Consider the following 21,169-nt stretch of genomic DNA (forward strand, 5'->3'; position numbering starts at 1 on the left):
GCAGGTGCTATCATATCCGGCGGAAAAGGAACGGCTCAGGAGAAGAAGAAATCTCTTGCTGCTGCCGGAATTACGGTTGTGGATAGTCCTGCTGAGATCGGTATTACGCTGAAGAAAATGCTGGAAACTGCTTAGTAGCCAACAAGTTTATGATTAACTTTAAGCCTTCATTTCTTTTGAAATGAAGGCTTTTTTGTTTATTAAAGGCACTTCTGACAGTAATGACGTTAAAATGACGGGTACATGTCGTACTTTAATATTTCAGTGGGACTTATGTTTTGAGTGAAATCAAACACACTATTTACTTATGAGTAATTCATTTGCCAATCAGATCAAACACATTCGAAATCAAAAGGGATTTTCCCAGGAACTGCTTGCTGAAAAAACGGAGCTGAGCCTTCGCACTATTCAGCGAGTTGAGAATGCCGAAACGGAACCTAGGGGCGATACCATTTTACGGATAGCAGAGGCACTGCAGGTTACCCCTGATGAATTGCTTGAATGGAACCAGGTAAAAGACGTCTCTACTCTGATCGTTCTTAACCTTTCTGCCTTATGTTTTCTTTTCTATCCCATATTGGGCGTTATTGTACCTCTTATAATCTGGATTGCCAGAAAAGATGCAGTAAAAGGAGTCAACGAAATGGGAAAAAAGCTGTTGAATTTCCAGATCACTTTTGTTGGTCTTGTTTATCTGATCCATGCTATTTTCTTTGTAATTCCAATTTTACGGATCAACATGGATATGTGGCTGACAGAGCTTATTAACTCACTACCACTTTCTTTGCACTTGATACCGATACTAATTTACGCTATCCCATATATCTTCAATTTTGGATATGTGCTACTTAACACTTTTAGAATTAAAGCCGGAGAGAAAATAGATTATAAACCATCTATTAAAATTTTAAGATAGACTAAATAATAGTACCGTCCGGGATCACCGTCTTCTTCTTCACGATGATGATGCCATCGCGGACATAATGGTATTTATGATCACCGTCTTCAAGATGTTTTCCTCCCACGATACGAACATCGTTACCAATAGCTACATTCCGATCAATAATACAGTTGCTGATAAAGCAACGCTGACCAATTCCCATAGCTGGATTCTCCGGACCTGCGTTCTCGATTACAGTCCGATCTTGGAAAATATCATTACCCATGACAATGGAATTTTCAATGGTGGTTCCCTTCCCTATACGAGACCGGATTCCTACCACTGACCGTACAATACGACTTGCCTCGATGATACAGCCCTCAGCCATAAGGGCATGTTCCAAAGTTGTTCCCATCAACTTGGAAGCGGGGAGCAGGCGAGCACGGGTGTAGATAAAATTTTGATTGTCGTAGAGATTGAAATCAGGAATGGTATCGGCAAGTGCCAAATTAGCTTCAAAGAAAGACTCGATCGTTCCGATATCGGTCCAGTAACCCCCAAATTCATAACTGCATACTTTTTGATCGCCTTTCACACACTTGGGAATGAGTTCTTTTCCGAAATCCGTAGCATCCGGATTATCATCAAAGAGCTTTTTAAGTACCTCACGGTTAAAAATATAAATTCCCATAGAAGCCAAATAGTCTCTCCCTTCACCTTTAAATGGTTCCGGCACCGCCGACTTCCATTTATCCAGCTCATCTTCTGAAGGCTTTTCCACAAAACTTTCAATGTTTCCCTTGGCATTGGTTTTCATGATACCGAACCCGGTGGCATCTTTAGCATTTACGGGGATGGTAGCCACCGTTAAATCAGCCTCATTTTCTTTATGCCGCTCTAACATCTTTGCATAATTCATTTGATAGAGCTGGTCACCTGACAGGATCAAGACATAATCATGTTCATGATTCTCCATATGATGCAGAGACTGCCGCACGGCATCAGCCGTTCCCTGAAACCATCCCGTATTATTCGGGGTTTGTTCAGCTGCAAGAATATCAACAAAGCCACTACTGAATACATCAAAATTATAGGTATTCTTGATATGGCGATTCAACGACGCTGAGTTGAACTGGGTAAGTACATATATCCTGCGAATATCCGAGTTTAAGCAATTCGATATCGGTATATCCACCAAGCGATATTTCCCTCCCACCGGAACTGCCGGCTTCGAGCGATGGTCGGTTAACGGGAAAAGCCGTGTTCCCCTTCCTCCTCCTAATATTACTGCAATTACTGACGAGCGTTTCATACGTACCTTATTTTGGGGTTAATTCTTTGTACATGTCAATATATTCCCTGGCCGAACGCTTCCAGGAAAAGTCGAGCTTCATTATTGTACTTAAAACCTCTGAATACTTTTGAGGATCTTTATACAGCTCTACAGCTCTTTTTATAGCACCCGAAGCTTCTTCGAGGCTGAAATCACTGAATGTAATTCCGTATCCGCCCTTCTCCGAAATATCCTTTACCGTATCCTTTAGCCCACCAACGGAACGTACAATGGGTACCGTTCCATAGCGCATCGCAAACATTTGGTTTAAACCACAAGGCTCAACCCGGGATGGCATCAGGATGAAATCAGAACCAGCATAGATCTGATGGGCAAGTTTTTCATTATACTCGAGCGTGGCGTCAAAATAGCCTACATGATCCCCTTCCATCGCGGAAAAGACCTGATGCAGCTGTGGGTCACCGGTTCCCAATAATATAAAATTCACTTCCTGATCTGAATACATGATCCGCTTAAATAAGTCCGGAAGCAGATCAGCACCTTTTTCTCTTACCAATCGGCCAATGAATGAAATGGTAGGAAGAGCCGGGTTCAAGCCAAATTGCTTGCAGACATATTGCTTGTTTTGGCGTTTTCCTTTCTTGCGATCTTTGAAACCAAAATTGTATTCGATGAGCTCATCCGAAGCAGGATCCCATACTTCAGTATCAATACCATTAACAATGCCCGTTGATTTACTTCGTTCCTGCCGAAACAATTCTTCTAACCCATTGCTGTTTTCAGTCAACTCACTCATATAGTTTTTTGAAACCGTAGTGATCTTCCACGCTGTCTTCAAACCCGCTGCAAGGGAATTCATTCTTCCATCCCAATCTAAAAGGCCAACATTATCTATATTGAAAGCCGGTAATAACTTATAGTTATCAAGATCATATTCACCGTGATACTCTGCATTGTGTACGGTTAGCACGGTTGGAATTTGAGACATGTCACGATAACGGTTGCATTGAGAAAGCATAAATGGAACAAGTCCGGTATGGTGGTCGTGACAATGGATGATATCCGGTTTTTCCTCTTCATCTTTGATCCATTCAAGGGCAGCGATCTGAAAACTCACAAAACGCTCAAGTTCATCCCAATATCCCCTGCCCGACCATGGGTCTATATAGATTCCGGGGCGATCGAATCTGCCGGGAATGTCGATCACAAAAAACGGAAAGCCTAAGGCATCCTCCTTCAATTTTTGCACGGAAAAACTCACCTGCTCATTGGCCATCGAAAAAGACCCCTCATAAACAGTCTCATATTCTTGGGCATCTATCCAATTATTACCATATTTAGGTATCACCACTTCACACTTATGGTCCAATTGATTTAAGTATTTGGGAAGCGAACCAAGAACATCTGCAAGACCACCGGCTTTAGCCGCCGGGTAACACTCTGCACTCAAGTGAATAATGCGCATTGCTTTTGAAACCTATATAATTATTTTCCGTTATTAGATTATAATATGGGAAATAAGAAATCTTTGGGCATCTTCCAAAAGAAAGGGATGCAAATTTCAAACTTTTAATACCTTCCTGATAATCTAAGGAATAGGTTAAAATTCAAATATAAAATCATAAAAAATGGCTGTTATTGAACTAAGTAACGTCTTTAAAGCCTTTGGGAAAACAAAGGCAGTAAATGACGTAAGTTTCGATGTAAACAAAGGCCGGATATTCGGTTTACTGGGTCCAAACGGGGCTGGCAAAACAACTACAATCAGGATGATAAACTACATCCTTACTCCGGACTCCGGACAAATAACTATAAATGGCATTGAAGCCAGTCCTGAAACTCAAAAAATGATCGGGTACATGCCGGAAGAACGTGGTTTGTACAAAAAAATGAAGGTATTTGATCAGCTTATGTATCTAACCCAGCTTAAAGGAATGAATGCGGGAGATGCAAAGAAGTCAATCGACTACTGGCTGGAACGATTTGAAGCCTCCGACTGGAAAAAGAAAGAGATCAGTGAGCTTTCGAAAGGTATGTCTCAAAAGATTCAGTTTATAGCTACCATCGCTCACGATCCAGATATATACATATTTGATGAACCATTTAGCGGACTTGATCCCATCAACAGTGAGACGCTGAAAGAAATCATCATTGAGCTGAAAAAACAGGGCAAAACCATTTTGTTTTCGACGCACCGCATGGAGCAGGTTGAGCAAATGTGTGATGATATTTGTCTTTTTAACCAGGGGGAGGCCGTACTTACCGGCAATCTCAGGGAGATAAAATCATCCTTTGGAGAAAACACCATCAACCTGGAATTTGAGGGAGATGGCTCTTTTCTAGACAAGCTGGAGGATGTTCGTATCAACAATCGATCTACCAACTTTGCGGAGATCAGGGTACTAAACGGACAAAATATGCAGGACATTCTAAAGCTTGCAATGGAGCACGCAGAGATTCATAAGTTCGAACGCATTGAACCTTCATTAACCGAAATTTTTATCTCCACAGTTGGGGAAGACAATATTAAAAAAGCGGAGATCCAATAAAATGAGTTTGCATAAAATATGGCTGGTACTGAAAAGAGAATATCTCACCAGGGTAAAAAGTAAATCGTTTATCATCATCACCGCACTTACGCCATTGGCTTTTGTAGCCTTTATGGGCATTGTGGTTTATATCAGCATTTCAGAATCAGAAGTCGAAAAAAGAATCGGCATTCTTGACGAAACGAATGTGCTGGTTGAGCGTTTAATTGAGCTTAATGACACCCGTTACTTTGATGTTAGCGATGAGCCCGTTGATACACTTCGTGCCCGGGTGTTAGATGGAGAATTAGACGGCTTCATGGTACTGACTGATTCGGTTGTTACCCATGCAAAAAGCCCTACCCTGATTCATGGAGGAAGCGGTGGCCTGTCTTTCTTATCAGCTGTTCGATCTGATTTAAGAGATGTAGTTCGGGAAGAGCGGCTTTCCAGGGAAAACGTATCAGATGAGATCCGGGATATATTTGAAACCCGGACCGGACTTGAAGCTGTTAAGCTGACCGAAGAAGGCGAATCAGAAGATAACACCGTGTTTGCTTCAGCCATTGGATTTATTCTGGGATTGATGATTTTTTTCGGGATCTTCTTTTACGGAGCTTTACTTATGCGAAGTGTTATTGAAGAAAAAACCAATCGTGTACTGGAAGTTATCGCCTCTTCAGTGAAGCCTCTTGAACTTATGTATGGGAAGTTATTTGGGGTGTTATCCATGGCTTTAACTCAATTTGGGATATGGATCTTTTTCTATATCGGCCTTTCTATCGCCGCAGCTCCCGTAGCCGGAATGATCATGGAAGCACAAATGAGCAACCTCCCCGAAGGCACAACCGAAGCCGCTGCTTCCTTCGACGCTTCCGTACTTGAAAATATGGTGATAGACCCCTCTATTTTCGTTTACTTTATCCTATTCTTCTTTTTAGGATTCATGATATACAGCGCTTTGTTTGCCGCCATCGGGGCAGCCGTTGAAACTGAACAAGATTCCCAACAGTTCATGCCTATTGTAGGGTTACCCATTTTTGTGGCTTACTTTCTGAATACTAAAGTTATGCAGGCACCTGACTCGAGTCTGTCAACTTTCATATCCATCTTTCCCCTCACCTCTCCCATCAATATGATCTCGAGGATTGCATCTACGTCGGTACCGGCATGGCAGATCATTCTTTCCATTTTGCTAATGGTACTTACCTTCTTCGGCATTATGTGGATGGCAGCCAAGATCTATCGGGTTGGGATTTTGATGTATGGCAAGAAAGCATCTTTTAAAGATCTCGCCAAATGGATCAAACAAAGTTAGGTTACAAATTAGGCCTCAGGTTTTAGGGACAAGATTTCTTGTCCCTTTTTTATAGCTTTTATTTTAAGGTAATTTTTCATCTTTATGAATGAATTTCATAGCAGGTATTTTAGAAACATACTATCTATTCTAATATTAAAGTGTGAGCAAACCTTTACCTTGATAATATTATAACAGTTAATTTTCACCTAATTGTATAGGGAAAGCTTTGAAATTATATATCAAATATATGGTGAGCCTTCGTTGTAAAATATTGGTCAAGGAAGAACTTAAAAAACTTGGCCTTTATTACGTGACTGTGGATTTAGGCACTGTAGAAATTCTCGAAAACATCACAGATGAACAGCGGAAGCAACTAAAAATTAATCTTTCTAAGTCCGGTTTAGAGCTTCTGGATGATAAAAAACAAATCCTCATCGATAAAATTAAAACCGTGATCATAGAGGTGATTCACCATTCAGATGAAGAACCGGTAGAAAATTACTCGGATTACATCAGTAAAAGAGTGGGTAAAGACTACAATCATTTATCGGATATTTTTTCAGAAGTAAAAGGGATCACAATTCAGCAATTCATCATCATGCATAAGATCGAAAGAGCTAAAGAACTGATACTTTATGATGAATTAAATTTTTCTGAAATAGCCCATAAACTACACTACAGCAGCGCTGCACATCTTTCTAATCAGTTCAAAAAAGTCACTGGGCTCACCCCTTCTTTTTTTAAGAAACTGAAAATCAAGCGTTTAGGAAACCTGGAAGATCTTTAATAGAATCTGAGAGCTATAAAAGTATCATCACCACCTTTTAAAAACAGTAATTTATGTAAGTATTTTTCCTTACTGTGTTACACTTACGGTACAAATTTCATGTTAATTATGGATATGGTAATTATATCATATCAACCCTTTTTATTAAGTAATACAAAAACATGAAATCAATTAAAACAATTTTTAAATATTCTACCTTTACAGCCCTTTTCCTGGCTGTTTTTATGGTAGGATGCGACAGCCAAAATAACGGAGACCCGGATAACGATGCTCCAACAGTTCTATCTACAAATCCTGCAAATAATGATGCAGATGTAGCTCGAAACATGGCCGTTACCATCACTTTCAGTGAAGCAATGGATCCTACAACTATTAACGCTAATACATTCACCCTAAAACAAGGCACAACAACCGTTCCGGGTGATGTTACTTATAGCGGAACTACAGCAACGTATACTCCTACAGATATTTTTTCAGCGGGTGAAGTTTATACTGCAAATATTTCAACCGGTGCTAAAAGTGCTCAGGGTGTTGCCCTTAGTTCAAATACTGAGTGGGATTTTACAACTGCAGGTTCAGAAGAACCTATAGCAGCAGTGGACCTTGGCACTGCAGGCAACTACGTTATTCTTGCCAAAACAGCAATCAATAACAACCCCACTTCTGCAATAACCGGAGATCTGGGTTTAAGCCCCGCAGCAACTTCTTATATCACAGGTTTCGCATTAACCGATAATACCGGCTATGCAACATCTGATCAGGTAACCGGGCAAATATTTGCAGCCGATATGGCCGATCCTACGCCTTCTAACCTGACTACAGCTGTTGGAAACATGGAGACGGCTTACAACAATGCCGCAGGCCGTGAAAATCCAGATTTCGTTGAATTATATGACGGAGATATTGGTGGTAAAACACTTACTTCAGGTCTTTACAAATGGACTAGCGATGTGATCGTACCTGCAAGCGTTACCATCTCAGGTAGTGCTGATGACGTATGGATCTTCCAAATAGCTGGAAACCTGAATTTAAGCTCAGACGTTGAAATCACCCTAAGTGATGGTGCACAAGCCGAAAACATTTTTTGGCAGGTAGCCGGTGAAGTTACTGCTGGTACAGGCTCTCATTTTGAAGGAGTTATTCTATCTATGACAGGTATTACTTTGAATACAGGTGCTACTCTGAATGGACGTATGCTGGCTCAGACAGCCGTAATATTGGATGCCAATATAGTAGTTGAACCTCAATAAATAATTCGAACCTTCATTTAAAGTAGTAAACTTACTTTCATGTAGTGCTTAAAGCAGTCTCGGTGAGAACCGGGGCTGCTTTTTTTATGACTGTGAGATGTTTAAGGAATATCTTGAGTATTGCATTGAGAACAAATATAGGAAAGAATTAAAATTTTCTATTTCTTTACCCAATTGATTTTCGCAATATTCGAGCGGTGATATGATTTATTCAACTCACCTGAATGCGTAATATAACGGGTTTGGGTTTTCGGTTTTTATCGATATGGGTGAATTTATCTTCAGGGATGAATTCACTCTGCGATAAAAATTTATTCAGGAATCTTCGTTGCTTGCCATGCCACTGCTTTCCATTGCCCATCTCTTTTTAGAAACGTACCCGTGTTGTAATATTCCATTCTCTCGCCTGAAGTTGAATTAACAGCCACTAGTTTAAATGCAACAATAGCAGCCTCTCCATATACATTGATCTGTACTTCTTCCCCATGATATTTCACTGCAGGCTCTTCGTTATAATTTGGCGGTCCGGTCATTCCGCTCATGATCTGGGCTTTATCGGTTCTGTTTCCGGCGGAACCTGTGTAGATAAGATCATCAGCCCAAAAACGATCATGAATTTCAGGATCGTTATAGGAAGCCCCTTCTAAAAACTCATCAAGTAGGTTTTGAAGTACCTGTTCATCATTTAATGATTGTGCAAATACAAGGAATGGTAAGATCAGAAACAGGACTGTGCAGATGGAAGTTTTCATCATTGATGGTTTTAGTGGATGTGAATTTTGATAATAACAAGTTCACACCTTAGCTAAAAACAAAAACTGAGCTTAAACCTAATTCTGCAGTTCTCTAATCTTTCTCAAAACCCGGGGATCTAACTCTTCACTTTCCCTGTTCTTCAACAGGTTTTCGGCATCCCCATCACTTAAGTACCCAATGGCGTTCAACGAGATATATCGAATTCTTGGATCGCGGTCTTCCTGAAGCATTTCCAGGGTTTGAAGCCAGTAGTCTTCATTTTCTTCAAATTCCATCAGCAGCTTCAAAGCTTCTTTACGAATGGAATACGGATAATTTCCCAAAGCAAAACGATCAGCTATCGTCATAGACTGACGGGTGGTATCTACAGGAGCTGTAACCTTCAGCACCTTCATTGCTTTTTTATCACCTTGTTCGCTTTGCTCAAATTGTTCTGCTAAGGATATCAATGCATCTGTTGCAGCGATCTGCTTATAAGTGTTAAGAGCCGTATTAAAAACGGTATCCTGCTCAGTTCTAAGCAACGCATTCCTTACCGCGTACTTAACATTTTCATTTCCCTGATAATTAGACAAGGCACGAAGTCCTGACAGCCGTATCGCAAGATCATCAGAATTCAGGTTACCTAAAAAAGTCTGTTCCGTACCGGATGCATCTTTCATTATTACTGAAAGAGTTTCCAGTAAAGCTGCCCTTACGTCGGGATTTTCTTCTATTGTCAACACATCGCGTAGTGCCAACTGCAGATCCGGATTGTCCGCAAAATTTTGAAGCTCAGTTGCAGCCTGGATCTGATCTTCAGGATTAGAACTTCGGAGCTGACGGATCCAAAACAAAAATGGCTTATTCTCATCAAGTTCTAAATCTAATTCTGTATCAGGAGTCAAGGTCAAATAATCAATTCCTGATGAAATATTAACGGAAACTGAATCTAAAGCACCTGTAAAAGTGAGTTCTGAACGTGCAGTATCGGTAAAACCATATTCCATTACTTCTACCCCGATCAAAGACTCTATGGGTTCACCGTTAGCCTCAAAAACCAACATCAATGTGGCATTCAGTTCATCATATACATACTCCACATTGTAAACATATTTTTCTTCGCTACCGACCTTTTCCTGCAATTGAATATCCGGTAAAACTTCCCAATATGCTCCCGTGCTTCCGTACCAAAAATCAGCATAATCATTCCAGTCGGTAACTCCGCTATAATTTTTGATCAGCTGAGGCAATGAACCCGAGATCGTGTTTTTAAGAAAGTCATTTTCCATTGATTCAATGCCTCTCTCCCATAAATTCCAACGGTATATAGATTGAAGGTTATCAGAATTTGCTAATTGTTCTGTTTGAGAAGATCCGGCAAGCAATACTTTCAGAAACTCATATTTGTTATCTGGGGCATTCAGGTAACGGTTATAATTGCCGAACCACTGCTCAGCAATACCTCTTCTTAACTGGGTTGATAACGAACCCAAGCTTTTATATAAATAAATGATACCTGCTCCCGACTGTATCTCCTCCCAATGGTGATCCGGAAGTACAACTATATTCAGCGATTCATAAGGAAATTCAAAGGACAATTTTTGCTCATATGACTTTAAGGTCTCTACAGCTATTGTAAGCAAACCATCTCTCACTTCAGGTAAGAGTGCGCTCTCAGGGGCAAAAAGTCCAATCTCTTTTACTCCTGAACGTGCATTTATTTCCGTAAAATTACCTATTACAAAGCTGATACCGGAAACAGGAATAGCATTTTCCACTCTCCATTCAACCACTTTCTCCTCCGTTGAGATAACTTCATCTCCTACCTTCCTGCCATTAAAGATAATTTGATTGTCAGCCGGAATGGTTACAGAAGCCTCCAATGTAGTTGTTACTTCGGGATGATCAGGAATCGGTAACCAGTGATGCCGGGATTTAGGATTCAGAGAGGTCCACAAATTTCCATACACATCCTTATGAATACCATATGGTGATGAGCTCTCCCAATTGATCCTCAGTTCTATTCTTTCTCCCACACCGGCAGTGTCCGGCAGCTGAATAATTAATGAATCAGATGATACACTGAATTCCGCCTCATTTCCATTTATAGATATTCCCCGTACATCCAGGTCTGAGGTATTAAAAATGATCTCTGTAACACCGGGGCGGCGGACAGTTAACTCATAATTACCTACACCCTTTATCAAAGAACTTTCCTTGTCGATACTCAAGTCCATCTGTATATGATTCAATGCAAATGGTAGATCAGGATATGAAGGGTACTCCCAATCCGCAGAGCTTTGTTGTGGGAATGCCGATACAGATGTAAAAACCAAAACCAAAATTGTAAGTATAAATTTTTTCATTACTTAAAATATGTTTGAAATATTTTTTTTACTTCAGTGTGTAGATCTTTACTTGTAGAGTAACCATTGCCGGAATGTATGGTCTTTTGTCCATGAATATCACAAAACACACCTCCTGCCTCCTCTATTACGGGTAATAACGCAGCGGCATCCCAAATGTTTAGTTCAGGATCATACATCAGATCAGCCCGGCCGGTAGCCACCATCATGTGACCATAGGCATCTCCCCATGTTCTGTGAATCTTAGTTCGGTCCAAAAGTTCCTGAAACAGCTCTTGTTGTCCCATTTGCCTGAACCTATCAATTTCTGTAACCAATAATGTAGCTTCTTTAAGCTTTTCCATGTTCCTCACATTGCAAGGCTTACCATTCAGAGTTACTCCATGGCCTATAGCTGCCGCACATAATTCGTCGAGTGCGGGAGCATTTATAATTCCTACCTTTGGTTCCTGATCGATAAGAATTCCGATCAATGTGGTATAAAATGGAATACCATGTATAAAAGACTTAGTTCCATCAATAGGATCAAGGACCCACTGAATACGACTGTCTTCATTTACTCTTCCAAATTCTTCCCCTATAATACCATGGTCTGGATACCGTTTCAGAATTTCTTCACGGATGATCTGTTCTGTTTCTCGGTCCGCAACCGTTACCGGAGAATCATCAGATTTCGATATTACTTCTATATCTTTTTTAAAATATTTTAAGGTATGATTCCCACCAATGGTGGCAATTTCAGTTGCTGCCTGTAATAATTCTTTTATCATTAATTATGTGAATTCATCAAATATTAAAACTATTCATGTATTTTTCGGCTAAAATCATACGTATGAAAAAAATTCTGCCAAAAATTTTGATCCCGGTCTTGTGTACCCTGCCTTTTACAGCAAATGCACAAGACGGAAGAGTTCAGCTTAGCGACCAAAGCAAGTTAAGCATTAAAGGAAAATCAAATGTAAATGAATTTCGGTGCCAGGCAGAGCATGATCTTCACCGGGATTCTCTTAATTACTACTACATGGTAGAGGAAGATACAGTAACAGTAGAAGGTGTATTTCTCAATCTTGAAATAGATCAATTTGATTGCGGAAAAAGAGCAATCAACCGGGACTTTAAAAGTACTTTGAAATATAAGGAATATCCCTTTATCGAGATCGTGCTTAATGAACTTGTACTTAAACAAGAATCCGACATCATTCCCAAAGAGGCATTGGTAACGATCAAAATTGCGGGAGTGGAAAGATCATATGAGGTACCCCTACATACTTTTTCGAGCAGCGAGGATCATTTTGTAGTTGGGGGAAACAAAGTGCTGTATATGACTGATTTTGGCCTTACCCCGCCTTCCCCCATGTTCGGGCTTATCAAAGTAGATGATGAACTTGATATTGAATTTGAGCTGATTATCAGGCGTGAGCCTTAGCAATAACAGTATATATCTTATCTAAACCAGTCATTAATACATACCTCGGTAGGCAGAGGTACGATGCATCGTGCCTCTGCCTACCGAGGATTAATAATTTCTCCCAATAAAAAAGCCGAATGGCAGTGAACAATTTGTTCCTGTCGCCCGGCTTTCAAAAAAATCTTTTTCCCACAAAAAGGGGCGAGCCTGTCACAGCGCACCCCCTTCCTATGAGGTCGGTATATTAGAAGCTTACTACGGCTTCTAACATGATTCCGCTAAATTCGGCTCCGGCTAAGTCACCGGTGAAACCATCATATATTTGGTTTACATATTCCAGTTTGGTCATTACGTTTTCAGTCATAAACCAGCCACCACCAAGATTGAATCTGGTAACATCGATCTCGTTACCGCCTGCTTCTTCACCGGAAACAGTGTTGTAACGTGTGCCAATATAGAAGTCTTCACCGGCACCAAAGCGATAGAGTAACTCTGCTCCTAATTGGGTATAAGTTCTTGTATCGGTTTCTACTTGGTTTTTACCAGAAGCATTTTCGAATACACCATAGAACTCAAGTCCCTGGAATTTTACGAATGGGTTGATCATGATAGCTGTCATTTCTCCAGCTACAGGACCTCCAGGAGCGTTACCTGGGATAGTATAAGAAGGTGCAATTCTACCTGATCGGAATCCTCCGGTAGTAACGTTGTAGTAACGAGAGCCGGCACGGTCACCTGTGTACAGGTAAATAGAAGCGGCTTCAGATACTCGCATCAGAGAACCTGTGATACGGAAGCGAAGGTCGTCATTAACTTGACTGTCATAACCTAATTTTGTTAAGAAAGTTGGTTTGGTATTTACAGCGCCTTCAACAGTACTTTGGTTAAGTTTACCGTTAGTCAAACCAATCATTCCAAATACATCTCCGGAGTACAAATACACTTCGCCACCAACTTCCGTGGTAAAAGAATCCATCAGGTAGTTACCTACAAATGGGTTCTGCATGGCTGCACCGTTATCACTGCGACGGAAGTGGTTGTCTCCGTAGTTATTTTCCATATGTCCTACTTTGATTCGGATATGATCAGAGAGGCCTGATAGGAATCCTTCTTCAATGAAGTCGAAACTATCTATCTGCAAGTATCCGCCTTTTACATAAGTTTCAGTATGGTTTTGCGAAGAGAGATAGGTACGCAAATGCATTCTCATGCCCGGTGCCAATGCTACATCAAGATCCAGATTGGATGTTGCCAGGTTGAAATTAGACTCTAGATCCGCCAGGTTTCCTGCATCGTTATCATGTCTTAAAGCTTGGAATTGTAAAGTATTTGATCCTCCGATTCGGACATAAACCCCGTCGAATGTTTTATCAGTAGTAAATGGTGCTTCAAACACATTCAGGCCTGCTTGGGTTGGAGGAGTATAGTATTGTATATTGTTGCGCTCTTGAGCTTGTAAAGTGGTTGCAAAGGCTACAACAATAATAGCAAAGAGCAACGTGGAGAGAGACTTGGCGTGAGTTTTCATGGCCTTGATATTTAGTTGTTTTTGGTTATTTAAATTGGTTAGGTATTTATTGGGCGAATTTAGCATCAAAGATCACCTCTACATCAGCGCCGGCTTTAATGGCACCGAACATAGCTTTAGGTGGATCGACGTCATAATCCGTCATTGTAATAGGTTGAGTTCCTTTGAATAAAACTGAGCCGTTCGGAAGGATTTCATATTCAACTTCCATTTGAATGGTTTTGGTTACTCCCGAAATGGTGAGTTCACCGTTTGCAGTAAGAGAGTCTGCACTGATGTTTGTTACTTCAGACAGCACAAACATGATGTTAGGATGCTTTTTCTTGTTTAAAGCACCGTAGATTTTGTCATCCATGCCTCCTTTACCGCTTTTTATGCCATCTACTACTACATTGAATTCTAGATTTGAAATAGAAATCAACGAATCTTCTTCGATTTCGATGGTTGCAGTTCCTGAGAATTGCTCCGCTTTGGATTCCCAGTCATGAACATTGGAAGTACCGTCTATGATAACTTCACTTTCATTGGTAACTGTATTGTAGTTTTGGGCATAAAGCACCATAGAGCTTAACGACAGGATTAATGTGATTAGGATTCTATACATTTTTGACCTCACTGGTTTTTTATTTAATTGAATTCTTGTTTTTTGAATTCACTCACAATATCTACATGCTACATGAAGAAAAAATGAAGAAATAAAGGAAATTTTCTCCTATACAAGATATTATTTCACAGGTATTTATGAAGAATACATCACATCCAAAATATGAAGAAATGATGAAGACATCCAAACTACTTTCTAAAGATAGAAATGGGTGATCTTAGTTAACCGGTAGCCCTTCGATCTCCATGATCTTCAGGGCATTTGTAGTAGGGCATGGTCCCGGCTTTATTTTATACTCAAAACTCATCTTTCCATCTTCAATGGTTTCGGCAAAATGCCAATTGCTCAGTTGGGAGATCTCTTTTTCCAGGGAAGCCAATTCCAGATCATGGGTTGAAACCATCCCGATGCCATTTTTGCCGGCCACGTATTTCAGAAAAGCAGTACTCCCCTGAAAACGCTCTCTGTTATTCGTGCCTTTAAAGATCTCATCCACGAAAAAGAAAAGCGGAAGTTTTTGGTCAGATTCGAGTTCATCCAACAGACGGCGCAGCCTTCGTACTTCCGCATAGAAATGAGAAAGCCCTCCTTCCAGCGAATCCTTCACGTTTATGCTGGTAAACAATCGGAACAAGTTGGTCTTGAGAGATTGAGCCTGAACCGGAGCGCCTGCAAAAACCATCGCCAGGTTAATGCCAACGGTTCGTAAAAACGTACTTTTACCGGCCATATTTGAACCTGTGATCAGGAACAGATCTTTGTCTTCTTTAATTATGAAATCATTACTAACGCGTTCCTCGTCACTGATCAAAGGATGACCTAATTGCCTGGCTTCAAACAATACCTCTGAATCTTCACTTATTTCAGGAAAGCGGCAATCAGGATTCAGATATGCAAAGTTAGCAAGGGAGTTCAGAGCTTCTAATTCATAGAAATCATCCAGCCAGTCTTCAAGCTTTGGAGCAAGTTCTTTCTTAAGCGCTTCCATCTTCATAGAAAAATACATATCCCATGGAATCACCATATTCACCAGTGGCCACAGCACTTGGTTGGCCTGTAAAGATGCCGCTCCTGCCAACCGGGAAACCCGTTTCAAATATTTTGAGGGGGATTCTTGATGATCTTTTAGGGTTTTAAAGAAATTCTGCAGCGAGGAATTCGTCGGAAACGAAAACTGCTCGATGTACACTAAGATCTTCCCAAACCGACTCATTTGCTTTTCGATCTGATAGCCTGCTTCAAATAGCTCTGCAATTTTGTGGCTGTTGAAGTTGTAGAAGCCAAGATAGGTTATAAAAGTCAGCAGCACCCATGGACCTGTAATTCCCGCAATGGCCGTTATAAGCAGCACAACGTTCGTGATCGAAAGTGCGGAAAGAATAAACAGCGTCCCCAGGAATTTAACTTCCTTGGGATCATTCATCCATCTTAGGAGTTTCTCCATGCTCCAATCCTTATCTGATATTTCCTTCTGACTCATGAACGCCTGCACTTGAATACGATCCCGAAATCCGGATAAGGGAAGTAAGTCAGAAATCAGCTGCTGCCGAGTGAGAATCTCTTCTTTTTCAGGATGTTCATTCAAAAGCCAGTCGGATAATCGTTCTGAGCTTTTGGGATATATCGAGGTGTCCATCAGATGATGAAGCGAATAATCTCCTACTATGTGAAGATCTTCAGCAAAAGGATGTGCCTTCATGTCTTTTAAAAAATAATAATTGGGAAGTTTATCCCAGTCCAGCTCCATCCGGGCAATATGTTGTTCCTTGATCTGCTTTAAAAACGACAATCGCTCTTTGTGATCGGTAATTCGCTTGTGCCGGGCGATCAGGTAAATGAATCCACCTGTCAGTGCCAACAAACCGGTAAAGAAAATACCATCACTTCCCGTCTGAGCGATCAGATATAACACCAAAATAGAAACAACGAAATATCCCCCGCGGATGTATGAGAATTGGGTGCTCGTTTTCTCCAGCTTTTCGATCATCTCTCCCAATCGCTCTGACTGAACTTTAAACTGTTCTTTTAATATCTGCTTTGATGAATTCATGAATGTAGTTTGTGAAAAATATAGACTCCAAGAATAGGCATTTCAGTATTCAGTTGACAGTTGACAGTTGACAGTTGACAGTTGACAGTTAGCTTGTCGATTTAGAGTCAACTTTCAAATTAGGTATCAAATTTTTTACTGATCATTGATAACTGTTTACTGTCTGCAGATGTTTCGGTAATATCACGTAAAACAAATTCAAATCTGCATATGGATTATTTCGCACACGAGACGGCCGTTATTGATAAAGGTGCAAAAATCGGGAAAGGAACAAAGATCTGGCATTTCACACATGTGATGCCGGATTCTGAAATTGGTGAGGACTGCAATCTTGGGCAAAATGTGGTGATCTCTCCTAAAGTAAAACTCGGGCGAAACGTAAAGGTGCAAAACAATGTCTCTATTTACACCGGTGTTATTTGTGAGGACGATGTCTTTCTAGGTCCTTCCATGGTTTTCACTAATATTATAAATCCCAGAAGTGCTATTGTCCGGCGGGATGAATATGTGGAAACCAAAGTCCGAAAAGGAGCTTCTATTGGTGCTAATGCTACTATCATTTGCGGAAATGAATTAGGCAAGTACTGCCTAATCGGAGCCGGAGCGGTCATCACCAAGCCCGTTCCCGCCTATGCCTTAATGGTTGGAAATCCCGCCCAACAAATTGGCTGGGTGAGTGAATATGGTCACCGACTGGGTTTTGGGGAAGATGGTATAGCTGTTTGTCCTGAATCGGAAGAGAAGTATGAATTGAAAAGCGGCAGCGTAAGGAAATTGTAGTTGATAGCAATTCCATTGGCAGAACCTAAGAGCGCTACTTTAGCTTGAATATTATTTCTGCTTCAACTCCACTACCGTAGCGCCCCATCCACTTCTATCACTCGCCAGCGAATATGATTCTACATGTGGATTGCGATCTAATAAGCTGTGTACGGTTCTCCTGAGCACACCCTTCCCCTTTCCATGAATAATGCGAATGGAATAGATCTCCTTCGCCAAACATGCCTCAATATAATCCGGGATCAGATCTCCCAGTTCTTTTGGATTGAATAAGTGAAGATCCAAAACTCCATCAATAGGCACTTCAATCGGCTCCATATGTGATTACTCGTTAATCGTTATTCGAATTTATAGGATGTAGTCAACTACCCTCCTTTCATCAACTACTTTCTTGATGTATGAGACTACCTTTTGATGATCAGGATGTGCTGCATAAGTTTGCAGGTCATCCTGGCTTTCACAACTCACCGTCAGCACTACATCGCAAATAGCATCTTCTTCCCCTTCTAAAACATTGATTCCGACTTCGGCTTTTTTCAACTCTTCAATTTTCTTCGGAAGGTCCTCAAGAAGCTTTTTAATGGTCTCTGCATTTTCAGCTTTGGTTTTCCCTTCGGCAACATCTTTAAGCTTCCACATTACTACGTGTTTGATCATTATTCTGATTTATGATTTACAATTGATGATTTTCGATTTCACTCTTAGAACCTGCGAGCGTCCAACGATCCTCGCAGCGTTCGGTTATTCAGCTCAACACGCGTAACGGTCGTAGGACCTAACGGACGCTAAGAGGTTACTTATTTTGAATAATATCCCCCGAACTCATCGAAAATCCCAACCAAACACAGTTAAAGTTTCAATATTCCTTGTTCAAGGTTCGATATTCTACTGCTGTCAATTAATACTTGGAACCCTTAACTTTAAGGCTCTGTTTTAGAAGCGTAGGAACAAGCCTGCTCTCCACGAAAATACAATCAGAAACAATGAAAACATTGGATTTAGATAAAATCACGGCCGAAGAAATCGGTGAAGACCACGTAGGTACATCAGTGCAAACCCCGCTCAGAGATGACGCGTTCGATAAAACGGATGCAGAAAAGATCGAGATCATAGAAGAACATTTTGCCGAGATCATGCACACCCTTGGCCTGGATCTGAAAGATGACAGCCTCAAAGGAACGCCCTATCGCGTAGCTAAAATGTATGTAACTGAAATCTTTGAGGGATTAAATCCCAAAAATAAGCCCGTTGCCCGTCAATTCAGCAACAGTTACGATTACAACGGTATGCTTATCGAGAAAAACATTCAGGTGACTTCTTTTTGTGAACATCACTTTCTTCCATTCATTGGAAACGCCCATGTGGCTTACATTCCTTCCGGGAAAAAAGTGATTGGACTTTCCAAGATAAACCGCATCGTGGATTATTATTCACGTCGCCCTCAGGTTCAGGAACGACTAACGCTCCAAATTGCTGAAGAACTCCAAACGGCGCTCGAAACCGAAGATGTAGCTGTTTTTATTGACAGTAAGCATTTGTGTGTTTCAACCCGTGGTATAAAAGATCACAGCAGCACCACTATTACGGCTGAATATCGTGGGGCATTCAAGAATGAAGATACCCAGCAGAGATTCATTGATTACATCAAAACCAACACACAGATAGATTAATAACTGTGTCTGAGCAAGCAAAACAACTTCACCTTTATAACACCCTTTCCAGAAAAAAAGAACCGTTTGAACCGCTGAATCCACCCCACGTGGGCATGTATGTGTGCGGACCAACGGTTTATGGAGATGCCCATCTTGGTCATGCCAAAAGCTATGTTTCGTTTGATCTGATTCTGCGCTATCTGCGATATCTGGACTATAAAGTACGATATGTGCAAAACATCACTGATGTAGGACATTTAGTAGATGATGCCGAGGAAGGCGAAGACAAACTCAGTAAACAGGCCCGCATCGAGAAAGTGCAGCCAATGGAAATTGCGGAAAAGTACACCTACACCTATTTCCGGGATATGGATGCACTGAATGTGCTTAGACCGGATATCGCACCGCGGGCCACGGGACATATCCCTGAGCAGATCGCCATGGTGAAGAAATTGATCGAGAATGGCCATGCGTATGAAGTAAATGGAAATGTTTATTTTGATGTGTCTTCCGATCCTGAATACGGAAAACTAAGCGGCCGGAAATTAGAAGATGCTGAAGCCGGAACACGGGTTGAAACAGCCTCTGATAAACGTAATCCGGAAGACTTTGCCCTTTGGAAGAAAGCCGATGATAGCCATATTATGAAATGGGATTCGCCCTGGGGAGTCGGGTATCCCGGCTGGCATATCGAGTGTTCCACCATGAGTACCAAGTATTTGGGTGAGAGTTTTGATATCCACGGTGGCGGATTAGAAAATCAGTTTCCGCATCATGAATGTGAAATTGCCCAAGCCGAATGTGCTCACGACAAACAATTTGTGAAGTATTGGCTGCATAACAATATGGTTACGCTGGAAGGCCAGAAAATGGGGAAATCGCTCGGAAATGCGATCAACCTGCATGAGTTTTTTACCGGGGACCATAAGTTATTGACCCGAGCCTGGAATCCTGAAGTTATTCGCTTTTTTCTTCTTCAATCCCATTACCGAAGCACCACTGATTTTTCTGAAGAAGCTTTAGGTGGAGCCGAAACCGGCTTGAAAAACCTTCATTCCATGATCAAAGCTATTGAAAACGCAGAAGCCGGTAACGGAGAAGCTATTGATCTGGATGGTTTGAAGGAATCTATTGAAAGTGTGATGAATGATGATTTTAATTCAGCCCAGGCCATTGCCATACTTTTCGAGCAGTTGAAAGAGATCCGTAAACAGATCACAGATAAAAGAACACCATCAAACATCAAAGAGATCAAAGAATTTCTTCATGACTTTGTGGATGGAGTTTTGGGAATCTGGCCACAAGAAGGTGGCGGAAACGAAGAATTAACTAAAGATCTGATCGAATTACTGATCGAGATCCGCAAGGATGCACGGAGTAATAAGAACTTCGAGCTCTCAGATAAGATCCGCGACGACCTGAAGGAGCTCGGCGTTCAGCTCATGGATGGAAATGAAGGTACCTCCTTCGAGATTGAGTAATGAAACTGCTGAGTGACATATTCAGCTTTTTGATCGTTTCCTTAGTCAAATTTTATCAATTGGCTATTTCGCCCTGGCTGGGTAAAAGTTGCCGATATCAGCCAACCTGCTCCCGCTACATGATCGAAGCGGTAGAAGAATGGGGACCACTGAAAGGCTTTTGGCTTGGTATTAAGCGAATAGGTACTTGCCATCCCTGGGGGGGCGAAGGATATGATCCGGTACCCAGGAGAACATCGAACAACCAGCAAGGAACATCCAACACAGAACGGGATTCTTCTTCCGACAGCTCTAAGCCCGTCTGACAAATTGGAAAATTGAGCAAAGCCCATGTGCGTCGGAACCAATTATATGCAATAAAATTATTGACATACTAACATAGATTAATGAACGACATCAAATTCAAAAAACGTATTACCGTAGAACAAGTAGAAGAAGGAACCGATCTGGCACCTAAATTTCAGGAAAATGGATTGATTCCCGTAGTAACCACCGATCATGAATCCGGAGAACTTCTTATGCA

At 41.1% G+C, this 21,169-nt stretch carries 20 protein-coding genes and 2 pseudogenes; 12 read left to right on the forward strand and 10 right to left on the reverse strand.

The features are described from left to right. Together VFM80_RS00450 and VFM80_RS00455 are read left to right on the forward strand one after the other, a co-directional pair. Nucleotides 1-135 (forward strand): annotated as a pseudogene (locus tag VFM80_RS00450) (succinate--CoA ligase subunit alpha); the annotation flags it as partial. Nucleotides 136-307: 172 nt separating this feature from the next. Further along, nucleotides 308-916 (forward strand): DUF4870 domain-containing protein, encoded by a 609-nt coding sequence (locus VFM80_RS00455; protein WP_395068447.1) that lies wholly within the window; start codon nucleotides 308-310, stop codon nucleotides 914-916. A gap of 1 nt (nucleotide 917) precedes the next feature. Here the strand turns inward: VFM80_RS00455 and VFM80_RS00460 are convergent, their stop codons facing one another. After that, nucleotides 918-2,192 (reverse strand): glucose-1-phosphate adenylyltransferase, encoded by a 1,275-nt coding sequence (locus VFM80_RS00460; RefSeq protein ID WP_395068449.1) that lies wholly within the window; start codon nucleotides 2,190-2,192, stop codon nucleotides 918-920. A 7-nt stretch (nucleotides 2,193-2,199) separates the two neighbouring features. Then, a complete protein-coding gene (locus VFM80_RS00465) occupies nucleotides 2,200-3,639 on the reverse strand; it encodes a glycogen synthase (protein ID WP_395068451.1) in 1,440 nt (479 codons plus the stop codon). Nucleotides 3,640-3,802: 163 nt separating this feature from the next. Here VFM80_RS00465 and VFM80_RS00470 point away from each other — a divergent pair, with 163 nt between their 5' ends. The 4 genes from VFM80_RS00470 (at nucleotide 3,803) to VFM80_RS00485 (ending at nucleotide 8,039) form a co-directional block, all read left to right on the forward strand. Then, a complete protein-coding gene (locus VFM80_RS00470; protein ID WP_395068453.1) occupies nucleotides 3,803-4,723 on the forward strand; it encodes an ABC transporter ATP-binding protein in 921 nt (306 codons plus the stop codon). A gap of 1 nt (nucleotide 4,724) precedes the next feature. After that, nucleotides 4,725-6,020, forward strand: coding sequence for an ABC transporter permease (locus tag VFM80_RS00475; RefSeq protein WP_395068455.1), 1,296 nt, complete (start codon nucleotides 4,725-4,727; stop codon nucleotides 6,018-6,020). A gap of 208 nt (nucleotides 6,021-6,228) precedes the next feature. Further along, entirely contained in the window at nucleotides 6,229-6,789 is a 561-nt protein-coding gene (locus VFM80_RS00480) for a helix-turn-helix domain-containing protein (RefSeq protein ID WP_395068457.1), read from the forward strand. A gap of 161 nt (nucleotides 6,790-6,950) precedes the next feature. After that, complete coding sequence (locus VFM80_RS00485; RefSeq protein WP_395068459.1) at nucleotides 6,951-8,039, forward strand: ice-binding family protein; 1,089 nt, start codon at nucleotides 6,951-6,953, stop codon at nucleotides 8,037-8,039. A 311-nt stretch (nucleotides 8,040-8,350) separates the two neighbouring features. On the opposite strand, the gene VFM80_RS00490 is transcribed toward VFM80_RS00485, so the two are convergent. From VFM80_RS00490 to hisN, 3 genes are all read right to left on the reverse strand, one after another. Further along, nucleotides 8,351-8,794: a nuclear transport factor 2 family protein gene (locus VFM80_RS00490; RefSeq protein ID WP_395068461.1), complete on the reverse strand. Its 444-nt coding sequence runs from the start codon at nucleotides 8,792-8,794 to the stop codon at nucleotides 8,351-8,353. 75 nt (nucleotides 8,795-8,869) lie between these two features. Continuing rightward, a complete protein-coding gene (locus tag VFM80_RS00495; RefSeq protein ID WP_395068463.1) occupies nucleotides 8,870-11,143 on the reverse strand; it encodes a hypothetical protein in 2,274 nt (757 codons plus the stop codon). Beyond that, nucleotides 11,143-11,913 (reverse strand): histidinol-phosphatase, encoded by a 771-nt coding sequence (gene hisN, locus VFM80_RS00500; RefSeq protein ID WP_395068465.1) that lies wholly within the window; start codon nucleotides 11,911-11,913, stop codon nucleotides 11,143-11,145. The genes VFM80_RS00495 and hisN overlap by 1 nt, the downstream gene beginning before the upstream one ends. Before the next feature lie 62 nt (nucleotides 11,914-11,975). Here hisN and VFM80_RS00505 point away from each other — a divergent pair, with 62 nt between their 5' ends. Then, nucleotides 11,976-12,569 (forward strand): YceI family protein, encoded by a 594-nt coding sequence (locus tag VFM80_RS00505; RefSeq protein ID WP_395068467.1) that lies wholly within the window; start codon nucleotides 11,976-11,978, stop codon nucleotides 12,567-12,569. Between the two features lie 226 nt (nucleotides 12,570-12,795). Here the strand turns inward: VFM80_RS00505 and VFM80_RS00510 are convergent, their stop codons facing one another. The 3 genes from VFM80_RS00510 to VFM80_RS00520 all read right to left on the reverse strand — a co-directional run bounded on the left by VFM80_RS00510 (nucleotide 12,796) and on the right by VFM80_RS00520 (nucleotide 16,733). Further along, a complete protein-coding gene (locus VFM80_RS00510) occupies nucleotides 12,796-14,079 on the reverse strand; it encodes a hypothetical protein (protein WP_395068469.1) in 1,284 nt (427 codons plus the stop codon). Nucleotides 14,080-14,125: 46 nt separating this feature from the next. After that, a complete protein-coding gene (locus VFM80_RS00515) occupies nucleotides 14,126-14,683 on the reverse strand; it encodes a YceI family protein (protein ID WP_395068471.1) in 558 nt (185 codons plus the stop codon). 217 nt (nucleotides 14,684-14,900) lie between these two features. Continuing rightward, nucleotides 14,901-16,733: a MutS-related protein gene (locus VFM80_RS00520; RefSeq protein WP_395068473.1), complete on the reverse strand. Its 1,833-nt coding sequence runs from the start codon at nucleotides 16,731-16,733 to the stop codon at nucleotides 14,901-14,903. Between the two features lie 210 nt (nucleotides 16,734-16,943). On the opposite strand from VFM80_RS00520, the gene VFM80_RS00525 reads away from it, so the two are divergent. Further along, entirely contained in the window at nucleotides 16,944-17,513 is a 570-nt protein-coding gene (locus VFM80_RS00525) for an acyltransferase (protein ID WP_395068475.1), read from the forward strand. 51 nt (nucleotides 17,514-17,564) lie between these two features. On the opposite strand, the gene VFM80_RS00530 is transcribed toward VFM80_RS00525, so the two are convergent. Beyond that, the gene (locus VFM80_RS00530) at nucleotides 17,565-17,831 is read right to left on the reverse strand and encodes a Smr/MutS family protein (RefSeq protein ID WP_395068477.1); all 267 of its coding nucleotides are present in this window, start codon (nucleotides 17,829-17,831) and stop codon (nucleotides 17,565-17,567) included. A 30-nt stretch (nucleotides 17,832-17,861) separates the two neighbouring features. Then, nucleotides 17,862-18,170, reverse strand: coding sequence for a Dabb family protein (locus tag VFM80_RS00535; RefSeq protein WP_395068478.1), 309 nt, complete (start codon nucleotides 18,168-18,170; stop codon nucleotides 17,862-17,864). Nucleotides 18,171-18,496: 326 nt separating this feature from the next. Between VFM80_RS00535 and folE the strand changes: the two genes are divergently transcribed. From folE to VFM80_RS00555, 4 genes and pseudogenes are all read left to right on the forward strand, one after another. Then, the gene (gene folE, locus VFM80_RS00540) at nucleotides 18,497-19,183 is read left to right on the forward strand and encodes a GTP cyclohydrolase I FolE (RefSeq protein ID WP_395068480.1); all 687 of its coding nucleotides are present in this window, start codon (nucleotides 18,497-18,499) and stop codon (nucleotides 19,181-19,183) included. 5 nt (nucleotides 19,184-19,188) lie between these two features. After that, nucleotides 19,189-20,646, forward strand: coding sequence for a cysteine--tRNA ligase (gene cysS, locus VFM80_RS00545; protein ID WP_395068482.1), 1,458 nt, complete (start codon nucleotides 19,189-19,191; stop codon nucleotides 20,644-20,646). Then, the gene (gene yidD, locus VFM80_RS00550) at nucleotides 20,646-20,951 is read left to right on the forward strand and encodes a membrane protein insertion efficiency factor YidD (RefSeq protein WP_395068484.1); all 306 of its coding nucleotides are present in this window, start codon (nucleotides 20,646-20,648) and stop codon (nucleotides 20,949-20,951) included. The genes cysS and yidD overlap by 1 nt, the downstream gene beginning before the upstream one ends. Before the next feature lie 81 nt (nucleotides 20,952-21,032). Then, nucleotides 21,033-21,169 (forward strand): annotated as a pseudogene (locus VFM80_RS00555) (phosphoribosyl-AMP cyclohydrolase); the annotation flags it as partial.

This window comes from Gracilimonas sp. (assembly GCF_035704785.1).
GTDB lineage: Bacteria > Bacteroidota > Rhodothermia > Balneolales > Balneolaceae > Gracilimonas.

Bases quoted from the DNA above. Each gene is read 5' to 3' on its own strand.
- VFM80_RS00455 (WP_395068447.1), top strand. From the start codon at position 308: ATGAGTAATTCATTTGCCAATCAGATCAAACACATTCGAAATCAAAAG.
- VFM80_RS00460 (WP_395068449.1), bottom strand. From the start codon at position 2,192: ATGAAACGCTCGTCAGTAATTGCAGTAATATTAGGAGGAGGAAGGGGA.
- VFM80_RS00465 (WP_395068451.1), bottom strand. From the start codon at position 3,639: ATGCGCATTATTCACTTGAGTGCAGAGTGTTACCCGGCGGCTAAAGCC.
- VFM80_RS00470 (WP_395068453.1), top strand. From the start codon at position 3,803: ATGGCTGTTATTGAACTAAGTAACGTCTTTAAAGCCTTTGGGAAAACA.
- VFM80_RS00475 (WP_395068455.1), top strand. From the start codon at position 4,725: ATGAGTTTGCATAAAATATGGCTGGTACTGAAAAGAGAATATCTCACC.
- VFM80_RS00485 (WP_395068459.1), top strand. From the start codon at position 6,951: ATGAAATCAATTAAAACAATTTTTAAATATTCTACCTTTACAGCCCTT.
- VFM80_RS00490 (WP_395068461.1), bottom strand. From the start codon at position 8,794: ATGATGAAAACTTCCATCTGCACAGTCCTGTTTCTGATCTTACCATTC.
- VFM80_RS00495 (WP_395068463.1), bottom strand. From the start codon at position 11,143: ATGAAAAAATTTATACTTACAATTTTGGTTTTGGTTTTTACATCTGTA.
- hisN (WP_395068465.1), bottom strand. From the start codon at position 11,913: ATGATAAAAGAATTATTACAGGCAGCAACTGAAATTGCCACCATTGGT.
- VFM80_RS00505 (WP_395068467.1), top strand. From the start codon at position 11,976: ATGAAAAAAATTCTGCCAAAAATTTTGATCCCGGTCTTGTGTACCCTG.
- VFM80_RS00510 (WP_395068469.1), bottom strand. From the start codon at position 14,079: ATGAAAACTCACGCCAAGTCTCTCTCCACGTTGCTCTTTGCTATTATT.
- VFM80_RS00515 (WP_395068471.1), bottom strand. From the start codon at position 14,683: ATGTATAGAATCCTAATCACATTAATCCTGTCGTTAAGCTCTATGGTG.
- VFM80_RS00520 (WP_395068473.1), bottom strand. From the start codon at position 16,733: ATGAATTCATCAAAGCAGATATTAAAAGAACAGTTTAAAGTTCAGTCA.
- VFM80_RS00525 (WP_395068475.1), top strand. From the start codon at position 16,944: ATGGATTATTTCGCACACGAGACGGCCGTTATTGATAAAGGTGCAAAA.
- VFM80_RS00530 (WP_395068477.1), bottom strand. From the start codon at position 17,831: ATGGAGCCGATTGAAGTGCCTATTGATGGAGTTTTGGATCTTCACTTA.
- VFM80_RS00535 (WP_395068478.1), bottom strand. From the start codon at position 18,170: ATGATCAAACACGTAGTAATGTGGAAGCTTAAAGATGTTGCCGAAGGG.
- folE (WP_395068480.1), top strand. From the start codon at position 18,497: ATGAAAACATTGGATTTAGATAAAATCACGGCCGAAGAAATCGGTGAA.
- yidD (WP_395068484.1), top strand. From the start codon at position 20,646: ATGAAACTGCTGAGTGACATATTCAGCTTTTTGATCGTTTCCTTAGTC.